The organism is Kitasatospora purpeofusca (genome assembly GCF_042691725.1).
GTDB classification, from domain to species: domain Bacteria; phylum Actinomycetota; class Actinomycetes; order Streptomycetales; family Streptomycetaceae; genus Kitasatospora; species Kitasatospora purpeofusca_B.
In genome coordinates this window covers 6,877,913-6,893,594 of record NZ_CP170483.1, presented here as the reverse complement: position 1 = coordinate 6,893,594, position 15,682 = coordinate 6,877,913, and the positions used below count along the sequence as shown (strand labels likewise).

10 protein-coding genes and 1 pseudogene are annotated in these 15,682 nt (G+C 73.8%); 9 read left to right on the top strand and 2 right to left on the bottom strand.

Going from position 1 to position 15,682, the window contains the following annotated elements; all coding sequences use genetic code 11:
- The first annotated feature begins 53 nt into the window (after window positions 1–53).
- Window positions 54–1,502 carry an MFS transporter gene (locus ACFCLZ_RS29690; RefSeq protein ID WP_380280957.1) on the top strand — a complete coding sequence of 483 codons (1,449 nt, stop codon included), beginning with the start codon at window positions 54–56 and terminating at the stop codon, window positions 1,500–1,502.
- Between the two features lie 69 nt (window positions 1,503–1,571).
- Here ACFCLZ_RS29690 and ACFCLZ_RS29685 read toward each other — a convergent pair whose 3' ends face one another.
- Entirely contained in the window at window positions 1,572–2,066 is a 495-nt protein-coding gene (locus ACFCLZ_RS29685; protein WP_380280955.1) for a YbaK/EbsC family protein, read from the bottom strand.
- A gap of 708 nt (window positions 2,067–2,774) precedes the next feature.
- Between ACFCLZ_RS29685 and ACFCLZ_RS29680 the strand changes: the two are divergent.
- The 6 genes and pseudogenes from ACFCLZ_RS29680 to ACFCLZ_RS29655 form a co-directional block, all read left to right on the top strand.
- Window positions 2,775–4,535 (top strand): annotated as a pseudogene (locus tag ACFCLZ_RS29680) (nitrate- and nitrite sensing domain-containing protein); the annotation flags it as partial.
- Between the two features lie 1,186 nt (window positions 4,536–5,721).
- Window positions 5,722–6,153 carry a roadblock/LC7 domain-containing protein gene (locus tag ACFCLZ_RS29675; RefSeq protein ID WP_380286320.1) on the top strand — a complete coding sequence of 144 codons (432 nt, stop codon included), beginning with the start codon at window positions 5,722–5,724 and terminating at the stop codon, window positions 6,151–6,153.
- Window positions 6,154–6,160: 7 nt separating this feature from the next.
- The gene (locus tag ACFCLZ_RS29670) at window positions 6,161–6,592 is read left to right on the top strand and encodes a DUF742 domain-containing protein (RefSeq protein WP_380280953.1); all 432 of its coding nucleotides are present in this window, start codon (window positions 6,161–6,163) and stop codon (window positions 6,590–6,592) included.
- A 3-nt stretch (window positions 6,593–6,595) separates the two neighbouring features.
- Window positions 6,596–7,234, top strand: a complete 639-nt coding sequence (locus tag ACFCLZ_RS29665; RefSeq protein WP_380280951.1) for an ATP/GTP-binding protein — start codon at window positions 6,596–6,598, stop codon at window positions 7,232–7,234.
- A gap of 40 nt (window positions 7,235–7,274) precedes the next feature.
- Complete coding sequence (locus ACFCLZ_RS29660; RefSeq protein ID WP_380280949.1) at window positions 7,275–8,408, top strand: FAD-dependent monooxygenase; 1,134 nt, start codon at window positions 7,275–7,277, stop codon at window positions 8,406–8,408.
- 119 nt (window positions 8,409–8,527) lie between these two features.
- Window positions 8,528–9,613 carry an aminotransferase class I/II-fold pyridoxal phosphate-dependent enzyme gene (locus tag ACFCLZ_RS29655; protein ID WP_380280948.1) on the top strand — a complete coding sequence of 362 codons (1,086 nt, stop codon included), beginning with the start codon at window positions 8,528–8,530 and terminating at the stop codon, window positions 9,611–9,613.
- Here the strand turns inward: ACFCLZ_RS29655 and ACFCLZ_RS29650 are convergent.
- A complete protein-coding gene (locus ACFCLZ_RS29650; RefSeq protein WP_380280946.1) occupies window positions 9,558–10,361 on the bottom strand; it encodes a serine hydrolase in 804 nt (267 codons plus the stop codon). The genes ACFCLZ_RS29655 and ACFCLZ_RS29650 overlap by 56 nt on opposite strands.
- A 198-nt stretch (window positions 10,362–10,559) precedes the next feature.
- On the opposite strand from ACFCLZ_RS29650, the gene ACFCLZ_RS29645 reads away from it, so the two are divergent.
- Together ACFCLZ_RS29645 and ACFCLZ_RS29640 are read left to right on the top strand one after the other, a co-directional pair.
- Window positions 10,560–12,965 carry a PKD domain-containing protein gene (locus ACFCLZ_RS29645; RefSeq protein WP_380280944.1) on the top strand — a complete coding sequence of 802 codons (2,406 nt, stop codon included), beginning with the start codon at window positions 10,560–10,562 and terminating at the stop codon, window positions 12,963–12,965.
- Between the two features lie 251 nt (window positions 12,966–13,216).
- Window positions 13,217–15,607, top strand: coding sequence for a PKD domain-containing protein (locus ACFCLZ_RS29640; protein WP_380280942.1), 2,391 nt, complete (start codon window positions 13,217–13,219; stop codon window positions 15,605–15,607).
- Window positions 15,608–15,682 lie beyond the last annotated feature (75 nt).

Here is a 15,682-nt window from a genome sequence, read left to right as displayed (position 1 = left end):
GCCTCAGCATGGGCGCGCCGTTACGACGATCCGACCGGAAGGCTGCCCACCTCATGACCACCACCACGGCCGCAGCACCACCACCTCCCCTCCTCACCGCCCGCCGGCGCCGGACCGTGCTCGCCGTCTGCGCGCTGAGCCTGTTCCTGGTCGGCCTGGACACCACGATCGTCAACGTCGGCCTGCCCGCGATCGGGCGCGGCCTCGGGGTGGGCACCCGCGACCTGGAGTGGATCGTGGACGCCTACACCGTCGTCCTCGCCAGCCTGCTGATCACGGCCGGCGCGCTCGCCGACCGTTTCGGGCGCCGCCGGGTCTTCCAGTGCGGCCTGCTGCTGTTCGGCCTCGCCTCCCTCGGCTGCGCGCTCGCGCCCTCGACGGGCGCGCTGGTCGCGGCGCGCGCCGTCCAGGGCGTGGGCGCGTCGATGCTCAGCCCGGTGGCGCTGGCGATCGTGGTGAACGCGATGCCCGACCCCCGGGAGCGGGCCCGGGCGATCGGCGTGTGGGCGTCGGTGTTCGGGCTGAGCATGGCGGCCGGGCCGGTGACCGGCGGGGCGCTGGTCACGGCGTTCGGCTGGCGGTCGGTGTTCTGGGTGAACGTGCCGGTGGTGGTGGCGGCCGTGGTGCTGAGCGTGCTGTTCGTGCCCGAGTCCCGCGCGCCGCGCGCCCGCCGGCTCGACCTGCCGGGCCAGCTCCTGCTCACCGCGGCCGTGTCCGCGACGGTGGCCGTGCTGATCGAGGGGCCGCGGCTGGGCTGGGCCTCGCCGTGGGCGCTCGCCGGGTACGCGGTGGCGGCGGCGGCCACGGCCGGGTTCGTGCGCGCCGAGCGCCACCGGGCCGAGCCGCTGATGGACCTCGCGCTGTTCCGGCGGCCGGTGTTCGGCACGGCCGTCCTGGGCGCGGTGGCGGTGTTCGTCGCGCTGACGGTGAGTCTGCTGCTCACCACGTTCCAGTTGCAGCACACGCGCGGCTGGACGCCGACGGCCGCCGGGCTGGCCACGCTGCCGATGGCGCTGGGGGCGACGGTGTGCGCGCCGCTGTCGGGGGTGCTGGTGAGCAGGGGCGGACCGCGCCGGCCGCTGCTGCTCGCCGCCTGGTTCACGGCGGCGGGCGGGGTGCTCCTGCTGCTGCGCACCTTCCCGGCCGGTGGCGGGGCGGCGGACGTGCCGCTGCTGCTGGCCGCCAACCTCCTGCTCGGCACCGGCTTCGGCTTCGCCAACGCGCCGATCACCAACACCGCCGTGGGCGGCCTGCCGGCGGACCGCGCCGGCGTGGCCGGGGCGATCACCTCGACGGCCCGCCAGCTCGGCTCGGCCGTCGGCATCGCCCTGGCCGGCGGCCTGGTCGCGGCAGCGGGCGCGGAAGCCGGAGCCGGAGCCGGGGCCGGCGCCGGAGCGGGCGCAGCCGGCCTGGCCGCCGCCTCCCGCCCGGGCTGGCTGGCGGTCACGGCCTGCGGCCTGTTCCTCCTCGTGGTCGCCCGTGCCACCCGCCACCGCTCCTGAGCGCCCCGGCCCCCGACCGCCCCGCCCCGGCCCCCGACCGCCGGAGGCCGGGAGCACCCGCCCCGCCCCCTACGCCCCGGGCGCCGTCACCGCCGACGGCGTACCGCCGGTCAGCTTCAGCAGCTCCTCGTACGTCATCGGCACGACGGTGTGCGGGTGCCCGGCGGCGGCCCACAGCAGGTCGTGACCGGCGAGGTCGGTGTCGACGACGGTGCGCAGCGGGGCCGGGTGGCCGACGGGGGCGACCCCGCCGATGGCCTGGCCGGTGGCCTCGCGGACCTGGGCGGCGCTCGCCCGGGTGATCGGGCCGGTGCCCAGGACGCGGGCGAGGTACGCGGTGTCGACGCGGTGGGCGCCGCTGGTCATGACGAGCAGGGGAGCGCCGTCGCAGACGAAGACCAGGCTGCTGGCGATGGCGCCGACCTCGCAGCCGAGGGCGGCGGCCGCCTCGGCGGCGGTGCGGGCGGAGTCGGGCAGGACCCGGATCTCCCCGGGCAGGCCGGCCTCGGCGAGGGCGTCGGCCACCGCCCGGCTGCGGCTGGGCAGGGACGTGTCGTCGGTCATCGCCCCATCCTGCCGCACCACGGGAGCGGCGTCCGCCCGCCCGACGGCGGGGGGCGGCACGGTGGCGAAGGGTTTGACGTTCTGTGCGGATTCGGTGGAGCGCACGGGGTGCGGCGTCCTTCCCTGGTTCGGTGGCGAGGGGAGGACGACCGGCAGCACGGCGACCCCGTAGCGGGGTGCCGGTCTGTCAGGCCCCGCGGCGGCCACCGAGAAGAAGGCTCCACGTCTGCATGATGCCGGGTACCGTAGCCGTGAACCGTCGGCCTGGACAACCTCGTTCCACCCATCGGGACTTGCCGCCCGGTGCGGCGCGAGCGGGCGCGGACCGGGCGCCCGTCCGGAGCGGGGCGGCCCGGGCAGGGACCCGGTGGAGCCGGGCGGAGCCCTGGTGGGGCCGTGAATCCCGTGCTTCGGCGATGTCAAGGATGTGTGTCCACACCGCCCGAAGATCGAACGCGCTTTCACTGCTAACACACCGTATGACTAGTATCGCCTCGTCATAAAGCCCGTGCCCCGGTCGGTGCAGCCCTCACCGGGCCGGCCGCCAGCCCCAAGGAGTCAGCTCTGCGCGCGCGTGCGAATCGGCGGCCCCCGACGCCGAAGGCCCCCCGCAGGCGTCGTCCGCGCCTGTCGCTGCGGACGGCACTGCTCGTCCTCGCCCTCGTCCCCAGCATCGCCCTGGCCGTCCTGTGGGCGGTCACCAGCGGTGTGACCTTCTTCGACTTCCAGCGCCTGGCGGACCAGGGCCTGCTGGCGCAGAAGGCGGGACAGCCGTCCAACATCGTCTACTACAACCTCCAGGAGGAGCGCCGGCTCAGTGCCGAGGCGCTCGCCCGGCCCGGCACCGCCGCCGTCACCGACCAGCTGAAGCGCCAGCGCCAGCTCACCGACGAGGCCGTGCAGAAGTTCCAGGTCCTCTCCCGGGAGACCGCCGACAGCGCGCCCGCCGAGGTGCTCACGGCCGTCGCCGAGGCCCGGCGCGCGATGGACAAGCTGGGCGACCAGCGGGCCGCCGTCGACAAGGGCTCCGCCGACCAGCAGGGCGTCTACACGTACTACACCGACCTGATCGCCGTGGACCTGCGGCTGTTCACCGCGCTCAGCCACGTCGACACCGGCGAGGTCACCTGGATCTCCAAGACCCTGGTCAACGCCTTCTGGGCGAAGGAGATGCTGGCCCGCGAGGACGCGATCCTGGCCCGCGGCTGGCCGTCCGGCAAGCTCAGCGCCTCGGACTACCAGCTCGTCCAGCAGGCGATCGGCACCCAGGACCACCTGTTCACCGTCCAGGTCGTCCCCTACGTCCCGGAGGACGAGCGGGGCGCCTGGTCGGAGCTGCTGACCGGCCCCGCCTGGCAGTCCAAGGCCGCCGTGGAGCAGGCGCTCACCCGCCCGGCCGCCGCCGACGCGGCCGGCACCGTCCGGCTCCCGCAGTTGCAGGACCAGTGGCGCCAGGCCCTCGACCAGGTCAACCCGCAGCTGGTGAAGGTCCTCGAGACCCGCACCGCGGGCGTGGTCGAGGTCGGCAAGGACTCGTTCCTCTCGCTGCTCACCCGGGTCGCGCTGACCGCGGTGGTCGGCCTGCTCGCGGTGATCGCGGTGGTCCTCGCCAGCTGGCGGCTGACGCGCTCGCTGCGCCGCCGGATCAAGGAGCTGCACGACCAGGCGCAGGAGCTGGAGCGCACCCTGCCCGAGGTGGTCGAGCGCCTCGCCCGCGGCGAGCAGGTCGACGTCGAGGCGCAGAGCCGGGCGATCACCGCCGGGACTCGCGCCCGCGGCGGCGACGAGCTGGCCGAGCTCGGCCAGGCGATGAACCTGGCCCGCACCTCCGCGCTGGAGACCGCCGTGCGCCAGGCCGAGCAGCACCGCGGCTTCGAGCGGCTGCTCCAGCGGATCGCCCGCCGCACCCAGCTGCTGATCGGCCAGCAGCTGCGCAAGCTGGACGCCCTGGAGCGCCGGCACGAGGACCCGGAGGTCCTGGAGGGCCTGTTCGACCTCGACCACCTGACCGCCCGCCTGCGCCGCTACGAGGAGAACCTGGTCATCATGGCCGGCGGCCAGCCGCAGCGGAAGTGGCGCAAGCCGGTGCCGCTGCTGGACGTGCTGCGCTCGGCGCAGGGCGAGGTGCAGGAGTACCGCCGGATCGTGCTGGACGTCGAGGGCCACCCGTGGCTCTCCGAGCGGGCGGTCGGACCGGTCGCCCACGTGGTCGCCGAGCTGATGGAGAACGCGGCGAGCTTCTCGAAGCCGCCCACGCCGGTCGACGTGCGGGCAGCCGTCGTCGGGCGCGGGCTCGCGATCGAGATCGAGGACCGCGGTCTGGGCATGGACCTGGAGCAGTACGACGCAGCCAACGCGCTGATGGCCGCCGCGCTCGCCGACGACCCGCCGCGCACCGACATGCTCGCGCGCGGCGACGACATCCGCCTCGGCTTCCACGTGGTGGGCCGGCTGGCGGCCGCGATCGGCCTGCAGATCGAGTTCCGCCCGTCGGCCTTCGGCGGGACCAGGGTGGTCGTGCTCGTCCCCGGCGAGTACGTGCTGGACGGGGACACCGGGCTGTCGGACGACGCGGCGGTCACCCCGATCCCGCTCGCCCGGCGCCAGCGTCCCGAGCAGCGCGAGGAGACCGCGCCCCTCGCCTCGGTGACCGAGATGCCCTCGGCCGCGGCCGCCCCGGCGTCCTCGCCGGTCGTCGCGGTGGACGAGGCGGAGGAGCGCGCGGCCCTGGAGGCCCCCGGGCCCGACCCGGACCCGGCGGGCGGCGACTGGTTCACCCCCGGCGCCCACCCGGCGCAGGCCCAGGCCTTCGCCCACGTCGAGTACGTGCCGCCCTCGGACGACGAGGTGCTCGGCGCCCCGGCCGGCGGCGGATTCGACAGCGACTTCGGGGACGGCTTCGAGGGCGGCTTCGCGCACCGGGACACCGACGGCTACCTGTACCCGCTCTCCGAGCAGGGGCGGCCGGTCGAGCACGGCTCGCCCGCCGGCGCCTACGGCACCGGCTACGTCGGCGGACCCGGCACCGGCGCCCCGTACGGCGCCCCGGCGCCCGGCGTGCCCGCGCAGCCCGGGCAGCCCGGCCCGGTCGGCCCGCCGACCGGCTACGACGACCCCGCCTACCCGGACATCGCCTACGCGACGGTGACGCCCGCCGAGGCCCCGTACGCCGACGAGCAGTACCGGCCGGCCGACCACTACCGGCTGGCCGAGCGGCGCCGCGAGGACGGCGCGCCCGCGCCGTCGGCGTCCCTGCCCCCGCTGCCGCAGCGGGTCCGCCAGGCCAGCCTGGCCGCCGAGCTGCGCGACGTCCCGCCGCCCCGGGCCCCCGCGCCGAACGCGGCGGCGCCGACCCGGCCGCCGCGGGCCCGTTCCAGCGCGCGCCGCGCCGCTCGGGCGCCACGGTCGGCGCCTTCCAGCGCCAGTCCCGGGCCGCCCGCGGCCTCGACGGCGCCGAGCCCACGGCCGCCACCGACCCCACCGGCCCCGCCGGCCCCGACCGCACCGCCGCGGAGCACGCCGCGGCGCACCGCGGCCTGCCGCCCGGCCCGGCCGTCCCCACGGCCGTCACCGGCCACCCGACTCCCGCGCCGGGTCCCTCCCCCTGGGCCCTCCCGGCCGCGGACCCCCGAACCACGAGGACGGAAGAGCAGTCATGAACCGCACCATCGCCACCCACCAGGACCTCGACTGGCTGCTGGACGGACTCGTCGACACGGTGCCCGGGACGAGAAGCGCCGTGCTGCTCTCCGACGACGGCCTGGTCGTCAGCCACTCGCGCTCGATCGACCGCGCCGACGCCGAGCGCCTGGCGGCCGTCGCCACCGGCCAGCAGAGCCTCGCCCGGGGCATCGGCCAGCTCTTCGACGGCGGACCGGTGCACCAGGTGATCATCGAGCTGGCCGAGCTCTGGCTGTTCGTCATCGCCGCCGCCCAGGGCACCCACCTGGCGGTGGTCGCCGACCAGGAGGTGGACGCCGAGGTGATGTCGGTGGCCATGCACCAGCTCGTCCAGCAGGTCGGCCAGAAGCTCAGCACGCCGGTCCGCAGCGAGTTCGACGCCTTCGCCTCCAGGAACCGGGGGTGAGCACGCGGTGAGGCCGCACTGGAGCGAGCTGCCCGACGAGGACGAGGACGACGACTACGGCGCGGGCACGATGGTGCGCCCGTACACCATCACCCGCGGCCGGACGGCGCCCGAGCACGACCACCTCACCCTGATCACGCTGCTGACCACGGTGGAGGAGCTCGCGGACCCGGTGCTGGCCGCCCGGTCGTCCGGCACCCGCGGGTTGCAGCCGGAGCACCGCCTGATCCTGGAGCGGTGCCGCCGGCCGGCCGCCGTCGCCGAGGTGGCGGCCGGGCTCAACCTGCCGGTCTCGGTGACCAAGATCCTCCTGGGCGACCTCATCGCCCAGGGGTTGCTGCGGGCCCGGGCGCCGATCTCGGTGGCCCGGGCCTCGGGGGACGGCGGCCTGGACCTCGGGCTGCTGACGGCCGTACGCGAAGGACTCCGGAGGCTCTGAACCATGGCACGACCCGCACCTCTCCCCTCCTCCCCCTCGTCCCCCTCGTCCCTCTCCTCCACCGGCTCCGCCGCCGCCCCCGCCGCCCCCTCGGCCGTGAAGATCCTCATCGCCGGCGGCTTCGGGGTCGGCAAGACCACCCTGGTCGGCTCGGTCAGCGAGGTCGCTCCGCTGCGCACCGAGGAGTACCTGACCCGCGCCAGCGAGGGCATCGACGACCTGTCCGGCGTGGACAACAAGGAGACCACCACCGTCGCCCTGGACTTCGGGCGGATCACGGTCAGCCCGGAGCTGGTGGTCTACCTGTTCGGCACGCCCGGCCAGGAGCGCTTCTGGTTCATGTGGAACGACCTGGTGAACGGCGCGCTCGGCGGCGTCGTGATCGCCGACACCCGCCGCCTGGACAGCAGCTTCGCCTCGATCGACTTCTTCGAGAGCCGGGGCATCCCGTTCGTGGTGGCGATCAACTGCTTCCACGGCGAGAACACCCGCAGCGTGGCGGAGGTCCGGGCCGCGCTGGACCTCGACCCGCAGGTGCCGATGCTGGTCGGCGACGTGCGGGTGCGGACCTTCGGACGGGACCTGCTGCTCGCGCTGGTCGACCACCTGATGGAGCTGTCGGCCGGCCCCCCGGTCCGCTGAACGCCCTACCCCTTCTTCCTCCCCTTGGAGTACCGCCATCATGACCCCACCCCTGCGCGTCCTCGTCCACGGCGCCGGCATCGGCGGCCTGACCGCCGCCACCGCCCTCGCCGGCCGCGGCCACCGGGTCGACGTCGTCGAGCTGCGCGACGCCCTGGAGGCGCTCGGCGTCGGCATCATCCAGCCCTCCAACGCGCTGCACGTGATGCGCGAGATCGGCGTGCTGGAGCAGTGCCTGACGGTCGGCTTCGCGTGGGAGGTGCTCACCATCTGCGACCCGGCCGGCGGCGTCCTCGCGAAGATCCCGCAGCCCCGGATGGGCGACGCGCCGTCCAACAACGGCATCCCCCGCCCCGCGCTGGCCCGGGTGCTGGGCGAGGCCGCCACCGCCGCCGGCGCGACCCTGCGCTTCGGCACCACGATCGCCGAACTCACCGACGAGGGCGAGGAGGTGGCGGTCACCCTGTCCGACGGCAGCAGCGCCCGCTACGACCTGGTGGTCGGCTTCGACGGCATCGGCTCGCCGCTGCGCAAGCGGCTCTACGGCGAGAAGTACGCGCCCGAGTACACCGGCTTCGCCAACTGGCGGGTCACCCTGCCGCGTTCGCCCGAGGTGCAGGGCGTGGTGATGTCCACCGGCAACCTCGCGGCCAAGGCGCTGCTGACCCCGATCAGCGACGACCTGATGTACCTGGGCTCGGTGTTCGCCGAGGCCGAGGACTTCCGCCCGGACCCGGAGCGCGCCCACGAGCAGCTGCGCGAGCGCCTGGCCGGCTTCGGCGGGCCGATCGCCGAGGCACTGGCCCAGGTCACCGACCCGGCGGCGGTGGTGTACTCGCGGATCTCTCAGGTCACCGTCGAGGAGCCGTGGTACGTCGGCCGGGTGGTGCTCGCCGGCGACGCCGCGCACGCCTCCACCCCGCACCTGGCGCAGGGCGCCGCGATGGCCGTCGAGGACGCCCTGGTGCTCGCGCAGAGCCTGGACGCCGCCGAAACGGTGCCCGCCGCGCTGGCGGCCTGGGAGGAGCGCCGCCGGCCGCGCGCCCTGTGGGTGCAGGCGCTGTCCCGGGCGGTCCTCAAGCAGGAGACCGGCACGCCGACCACCCCGGAGGAGGACGAACTGCTCAAGGTCGGCATCCCGGGCGCGGCGCACGTGCTCGTCAAGCCCTACTGACCCGCCCGGCCCCCTCGCACGCGAACCACCCCGGCCCGGTGCGGACTTGTGTCCGCGCCGGGCCCCGGACAGACTTGACGCCCGTCCGACAAAGTGGCCAGCCGCCCGAGGGGTGACGGATGACGCCGTCGTTGTTCCGCATGCTCGACCTGCACGAAGCCGTGGAACGGGCCCGGCAGCGACCCGACGGGCGGCTGTTCGTCTCCGACTACAACGGCGGCCACCCCTTCGTGGCCGACTACCTCGGCGACCTCGCGCACACCCCGCCGTACCGGCTCGGCGACGTCGGCCGCTACTCGGCGCTCGACGAGGACACCGCGCTGCGCGCCAAGATCGCCCGCCTGCACGAGAGTTACGACGCCGAGCCGTGCTCCCCCGACCAGGTGGTGCCGGCCGGCGGCGCCAGCGCGCTGCTCGGCACCTTCTGCACCTGGCTGCGCACCACCGGCCGCACCCGGATCCACTACCTGCCGCCGGTCTACTACAAGTTCGCCTACTTCTTCCGGCAGTTCGGCATCGAGCCGGTCCCGGTCGCCGAGGCGCACGCCCACCAGCCCGGGTTCGAGCTGCGCCTGCCCGAGGAGCGGACCGTCCTGCTGCTCACCGACCCGGTCTGGTACACCGGCCGGCGGGTGCCCAAGCTGGTGCTGAAGCAGCTCGCCGAGTGGCAGCGCGCCACCGGCTCCCTGGTGTTCGTCGACGGCACCTTCCAGTACATGCGCTGGGACGGCGGGCGCCGCGAGGACTCCGCCGCGCTGCCCGCCGACCTCACGCTGCGGATGGTCTGCCCCACCAAGTACCTGTCCATCCACGGCTACCGCTGCGCCCACCTGCTGGTCCCGCAGCCGCTGCGGGAGCCGTTCGCCGAGCTGCACCTCAACCTGCACGGCGACGTCACCCTGGCCGACCGGCTGTTCGCCCACCGGGCCGCCGACCTCATGCTGATCGAGGGCAACCACCGCCTGCTGGACCACGTCCGCGCCAACCACCAGCGCCTCACCGCCGCCGGCGCGCTGGCCGCCCAGGCGCCGATCGACACCGGCTACTTCCTGTTCGCCCGCCCCACCGCCCCGCCGGAGCGCCTGCTCGCCCTGGACGGCCGGTACTTCGAACTCCCCGGCCACCCCGGCTACGTACGGATCAACCTGCTCAACGAGCCGGCCCTGACCGGTCTGGAGGAACTGGCCCGCCACCGGCCCGGGTGATCGCGTGCCGCCGCGCCCAGACCGCCGCCGAGACCCGGGCCACCAGACGGGCGGCCGGGTCGGCCCCGGCCCCGTCGGCGCCCGAGGCGAGCGGGCCGGTGTAGCAGACGGCCAGCAGGTACGGCGGGCAGTCGTCCGGCTGCACCAGGCCGACGCAGTGCCGCACGCCGGGGAACCAGCCGTTCTTGAAGGCGACCCTGGTCCCCGGCGGCAGCCCGGCCGCGAGGTCGACCCGGAAGGCGTTGCGCTCCAGCAGCGCGAGCAACTCCGGTTCACCGTCCAGGGACTGCAGCAGCCGGACCAGGTCGCGCGCGGTCACCCGGTTGTGCAGGCCGGCCTCGCGCGCCGGGTAGTCCTCGATCCCGCGCGGGCTGGCGCTGCGGGTGGCCCCGGCGCGCCGCCACACCTCGGCGACGGCCCCGTGGCCGGCCCGGGCCAGGCAGAGGTTGGTGGCGAGGTTGGAGGAGTGGGTGATCATCCGCTCGGTGAGCAGCCCCAGCGGCACGGTGGCGCCGAGCAGCGTCCAGGGCACCGGATCGCTGTCCCAGTCCGGATCGTTGGTGAACCGCCCGCCCGCCCGCGAGGCGAAGCCGTTCACCACCGGCACCGGCTCCCCGGGGTCGGCCCCGGCCCGGTGCAGCGCGGCCAGCACGGCCACCTTCATCGTGCTCGCGGCGTCGTGCGGCTCGTCCCCGTTCCGCTCGAACACCGGTTCTCCGCCCCACGGGGCCACCACCACGGACAGCATGTCCGCCACCGTCCCCGCCCGGGGGGCGTCCGAAACCGCTGCTGCGCTCTCGGAGGGGATACCCCGTTGAGGAGGCGTGAAGGGCTCGTGGATACTTGTGCCGCTCGCGCGGACTGTCCGTCTGCGAAGGGCTGCTGTCGGCGTGCCAGTTCGGACGGCCCCGACCTCACACCGTGTCATTCCAGGGGGACCCCAGCCATGCCACTCTCCCGTCGTGCCGGCCTCGCCGTCGCGATAGCCGGCTCCGCGGTCGCCACGACCGTGCTGCCGTTCACCGCCCAGGCGGAACGCACCGTGCTCCACGTGGACAACCGCGCCACCACATGCTCCGACAAGGGCACCGGCACCCAGGCGCAGCCGTTCTGCACCATCCAGGCCGCCGCCGACGTGGTCGAGCCCGGCCAGACCGTCGACATCGCGCCGGACCGCTCTTACACCGGCCAGGTCACGGTCAAGCGCTCCGGTCAGCCGGGCAAGCCGATCGTCTTCCGGGGCAGTTTCCCCATCGATGCGCGGACTCCGAGTGTGCTGGCCTCCGGCCAGGGCTCGACCGCCGTCCACGCGTTCGTGCTGGACGGCGTCCACGACGTCACCGTGTCCAGCCTGAGGCTCTACGCCCCGCAGGAGGCCGTGCTCGTCAAGGACTCCACGCGGATCGTCCTGGACCGCACCCACGTGAACGATGCCACCTCCGCCGCCAACGGGGGAACGACCGCGAACATCCGGGTCACCGGGAGCAGCTCCGACGTCACGGTCAGCCGCAACCGGGTCTACGCACCGCCCGTCGCGGGCGTGGCCATCGACGCCGGAGTGACCGGCGCCGTCGTCACCACCAACATCATCGCCGACGGCACCGGCCGCGGTGTCCTCGTCACCGACGCCCCCGGCACCGTCGTGGTGAGCAACACCATCGCCCGCAACTGCGGGAACGACCTGGAACTCGCCGGGAACTCCGCCGCAGCGGTGGTCGAGAACAACGTCCTGTTCAAGCAGGCCGACCGCTGCAGCACGGCCTCCACCGCGGTTCCGCTGGTGGTTTCGGCCGACTCGGTCCAGGGCACCAAGGCCGACTACAACACCGTCGTCCCGCTGAGCCAGGCCTCGACCTCCTACTCCTGGGGCGGCACCGCCTACGCCACCCCCCAGGCGTTCCGGGCCACCGGCCAGGGCGCGCACGACAACGCCGTCGGCCCCGGGTTCGTCGACGACTACAACACCGTCGCCGCCGAGGGCCTGACGGATGCGGCCGACCCGGACGTGCCCGGCATGCCGGCCACCGACTTCTTCGGCGAGGCGCCGACCGACCATCCGAATGTCGCCAACACCGCCCCCACCGGTTACCGGGACCGCGGCGCCATCGAGGTGCAGGACCCGCTCCTGGTCTCCCTGTGGGGCTTCCCGTTCGACCTGATAGGCCACCCGCTCAACGCGCGGTTCAAGGTCGACTACGTGCGGAGCTGGACGCCGGGTACCGCCACGCTGGACTTCGGGGACGGCAGCGCACCCCTCACGATCGAGTCCGACCAGATCGTCGACCACGACTACCCCGCAGTCGGCACCTACACCGCGACGCTCACCGGCACCAGCCTGACCGGCCCGTCCCGCACGTCCACCGCCCAGGTGACCATCGCCCCGGTCCTCGAGCTCAGGACGCAGTTCTCGTGGAAGCTCGACGACCGCTCCCGCGCCCGGATCACGGTGAACGCCGAGAGCACCAGCCCCTGGCCGATCGCCCGGTACGTCGTCGACTTCGGCGACGGCACCGCGCCCACGGTCAGCGAGGGCCCGAGCAGGACCGCGAGCGTCAGCCACGAGTACGGCGTCGGCGGCACGTACACCGTCACCGAGACGGTGACCGACGACCACGGCCGCACCGCGAGCAGCACCCTGCCGGTCGAGGTCTCCGGCCCGCAGGCCGGCGTGCCGTTCACCGGCTACTTCGGCGGCCCGACCAGCCACAACGGCCTCTTCGACAACGGTGTTTGGACGCTCTCCTACAACAAGTCCGACTCCCGGCCCGGCTACATCTGGGGCTTCGGCAACCCCGGTGACATCCCGGTGGTGGGCAACTGGGACTACACCTGCCAGTGCCAGCACGCCATCTACCGGCCCAGCACGGCAGCCTTCGACCTCAGCCGCACCGACGGATCCATCTCCCACGTCCCGTTCGGCAACCCGGGTGACCTGCCCGCGGTCGGCTCCTGGGACCGCAACGGACACGACCAGGTCGCCGTCTACCGACCCAGCACCGCCACCCTCTGGATCCGCCACGACGACGGCAGCTACACCCCGCTCCACTTCGGCAACCCCGGGGACGTCCCCATCGTCGGCGACTGGGACGGCGTCCACCACTCGCAGTTCGGCGTCTTCCGCCCCGCCGCCAACCCCTGGGAGCCCAACCTCTTCATCTTCCGCCACGACGACGGCAGCTACTCCACCGTCACCTACGGCATGCAGGGCGACCTGCCGGTGGTCGGTGACTGGTCCGGCACCGGCCGCACCTCCTACGGCATCTTCCGCCCCGGCAACCACCAGTTCACCCTGAACAACGCCTACGCCGGACGCCCCGACAACGTCTACACCATCTACAACAACATCGGCTGACACCCACCCACGACCCCCGGGGCGGCGCTCGACCGAGCGCCGCCCCGGCGGCATGTCCACCACCGTCCCCCGCCCGCGGGCCGTCCGAAAAAGCCCGACCCCCTTGGAGGGATACCCCGTTGAGGATGTGTGAAGGACTCGTGGATACTTGTGCCGCTCTCCCGGACGGTCCGTCTGCGAAGGGCTGCTGTCGGCGTGCCAGTTCGGACGGCGCCGACCTCACACCGCGTCATTCCAGGGGGGTCCCAACCGTGCCACTCTCCCGTCGTGTCGGCCTCGCCGTCGCGATCGCCGGCTCCGCGGTCGCCTCGACCGTGCTGCCCTTCACCGCCCACGCCGAGAGCACCGTGCTCCACGTGGACAACCAGGCCAAGTGCTCCGACGAGGGCACCGGCACCCAGGCCCAGCCGTTCTGCACCATCCAGGCCGCCGCCGACGTGGCCGAACCCGGCCAGACCGTCGACATCGCGCCGTACCGCTCCTACAGCGGCCAGGTCACGGTCAAGCGCTCGGGCGAGCCGGGCAAGCCGATCGTCTTCAAGAGCACCGTCTCCGACGGCATACCGACAGCGAATGTGAGCTCGTCGGCCCACGCCTTCGTGCTGGACGGCGTCCACGACGTCACCGTGTCCGGCCTGAGCCTCGAGGCTCCGCAGGAAGCCGTGCTCGTCAAGGACTCCACCCGGATCGCCCTGGACCGCACCGAGGTGCGCGGCGGCCGCAACGGCGCCGGCCCGGCGACCGCGAACATCCGGGTCACCGGGACCAGCACCAACGTCACGGTCAGCCGTAACCGGGTCTTCTCCCCGCCCGTCGCGGGCGTCGCGATCGACGCCGGGGTGACCGGCGCCGTCGTCACCACCAACGTCATCGCCGACGGCGCCGGCCGGGGTGTGCTCGTCACCGACGCCCCCCGCACGATCGTGGTGGGCAACACCTTCGCCCGCAACTGCGGGGCGGACCTGGAACTCGCCGGGAACTCCGCCGGGACGGTGGTCGAGAACAACATCCTGGCCAAGCTCCCCGCCCCCCGCTGCGGCAGCACGCCCTCCACGGCGGCCCCGCTGGTGGCCTCGGCCGGCTCGATCCAGGGCACCACGGTCGACTACAACACGGTCGTGCCGCTGAGCGAGACCTCGGCCTCCTACTCCTGGGGCGACATCTCCTACGCCACCCCCGGGGAGTTCCGGGGCACCGGTCAGGGCGCGCACGAAAACGCCGTCGTCCCCCGGTTCGACGACTACTACCGGCCGGTCGCCGCCGAGGGCCTCACCGACGCGGCCGACCCGAACGCGTTCGGCACGCTGGCCACCGACTTCTTCGAGAAGGAGCCGGCCGACCACCCGGGTATCGCCAACACCGCCCCCAGCGGCTACCGGGACCGCGGCGCCATCGAGGTGCAGGACCCGCTGGGGGTCCACGTGAACGGCTCCCCGTGGGCCATGGACGGCCACCCGCTCAACGCGCAGTTCCTGCTCACCTACGCCGCGAGCTGGACGCCGGGCACCGCCACGCTGGACTTCGGGGACGGCAGCGCGCCCGTCGTCCTCGAGCCCGGCTCCCAGGTCGTCAACCACGACTACCCCGCATTCGGCACCTACACCGCGACGCTCACCGGCACCAGCCTGACCGGCCCGTCCCGCACGTCCACCGCCCAGGTGACCGTCGAACCGGTCCCGGACCTCACGGCGCAGTTCTCGTGGAAGCTCGACGACCGCTCCCGCGCCCGGATCACTGTGACGGCCCAGGGCACCAGCCCCTTCCCGATCGTCCGGCACGTCGTCGACTTCGGCGACGGCACCGCACCCGCGGTCAGTGAGGGCCACGGCGCGAACCTGAGCCTCACCCACGAGTACGGCGTCGGCGGCAGCTACACCATCACCGAGACCGTCGTCGACAAGCACGGCCGCACCGCGAGCCAGACCAAGACGGTCGGGGTCCCCGGCCCGCAGGCCGGTGTGCCGTTCACCGGCTACTTCGGCGGCCCCAGCAGCCACAACGGCGTCTTCGACAACGGTCTGTGGACGCTCTCCTACAACAAGACCGACTCGCAGCCCGGCACCACCTGGTACTTCGGCAACCCGGGCGACATCCCGGTGGTCGGCAACTGGGACTACACCTGCCAGTGCCAGCACGCCATCTACCGCCCCAGCACCGCCGCTTTTGACCTCAGCCGCACCGACGGATCCATCTCCCACGTCCCCTTCGGCAACCCCGGCGACCTCCCCGCGGTCGGCTCCTGGGACCGCAACGGACACGACCAGGTCGGCATCTACCGGCCCAGCACCGCGGAGTTCTGGGTCCGCCACGACGACGGCAGCTACACCCCGCTCCACTTCGGCAACCCCGGAGACGTCCCCATCGTCGGCGACTGGGACGGCGTCCACCACTCCCAGTTCGGCGTCTTCCGCCCCGCCGCCAACCCCTGGGAGCCGAACCTCTTCATCTTCCGCCACGACGACGGCAGCTACTCCACCGTCACCTACGGCATGCCGGGCGACCTGCCGGTGGTCGGTGACTGGTCCGGCACCGGCCGCACCTCCTACGGCATCTTCCGCCCCGGCAATCACCAGTTCACCCTGGACAACTCCTACGCCGGGCGCGCCGACAACGTCTACACCATCTACAACAACATCGGCTGACACCCACCCACGACCCCCGGGGCGGCGCTCGACCGAGCACCGCCCCGGCGGCGTTCCCGGCCCGGGAGCGCCCGA

Bases quoted from the DNA above. Each gene is read 5' to 3' on its own strand.
- ACFCLZ_RS29675 (WP_380286320.1), top strand. From the start codon at position 5,722: ATGAACCGCACCATCGCCACCCACCAGGACCTCGACTGGCTGCTGGAC.
- ACFCLZ_RS29685 (WP_380280955.1), bottom strand. From the start codon at position 2,066: ATGACCGACGACACGTCCCTGCCCAGCCGCAGCCGGGCGGTGGCCGAC.
- ACFCLZ_RS29650 (WP_380280946.1), bottom strand. From the start codon at position 10,361: ATGCTGTCCGTGGTGGTGGCCCCGTGGGGCGGAGAACCGGTGTTCGAG.
- ACFCLZ_RS29645 (WP_380280944.1), top strand. From the start codon at position 10,560: ATGCCACTCTCCCGTCGTGCCGGCCTCGCCGTCGCGATAGCCGGCTCC.
- ACFCLZ_RS29655 (WP_380280948.1), top strand. From the start codon at position 8,528: ATGACGCCGTCGTTGTTCCGCATGCTCGACCTGCACGAAGCCGTGGAA.
- ACFCLZ_RS29660 (WP_380280949.1), top strand. From the start codon at position 7,275: ATGACCCCACCCCTGCGCGTCCTCGTCCACGGCGCCGGCATCGGCGGC.
- ACFCLZ_RS29665 (WP_380280951.1), top strand. From the start codon at position 6,596: ATGGCACGACCCGCACCTCTCCCCTCCTCCCCCTCGTCCCCCTCGTCC.
- ACFCLZ_RS29690 (WP_380280957.1), top strand. From the start codon at position 54: ATGACCACCACCACGGCCGCAGCACCACCACCTCCCCTCCTCACCGCC.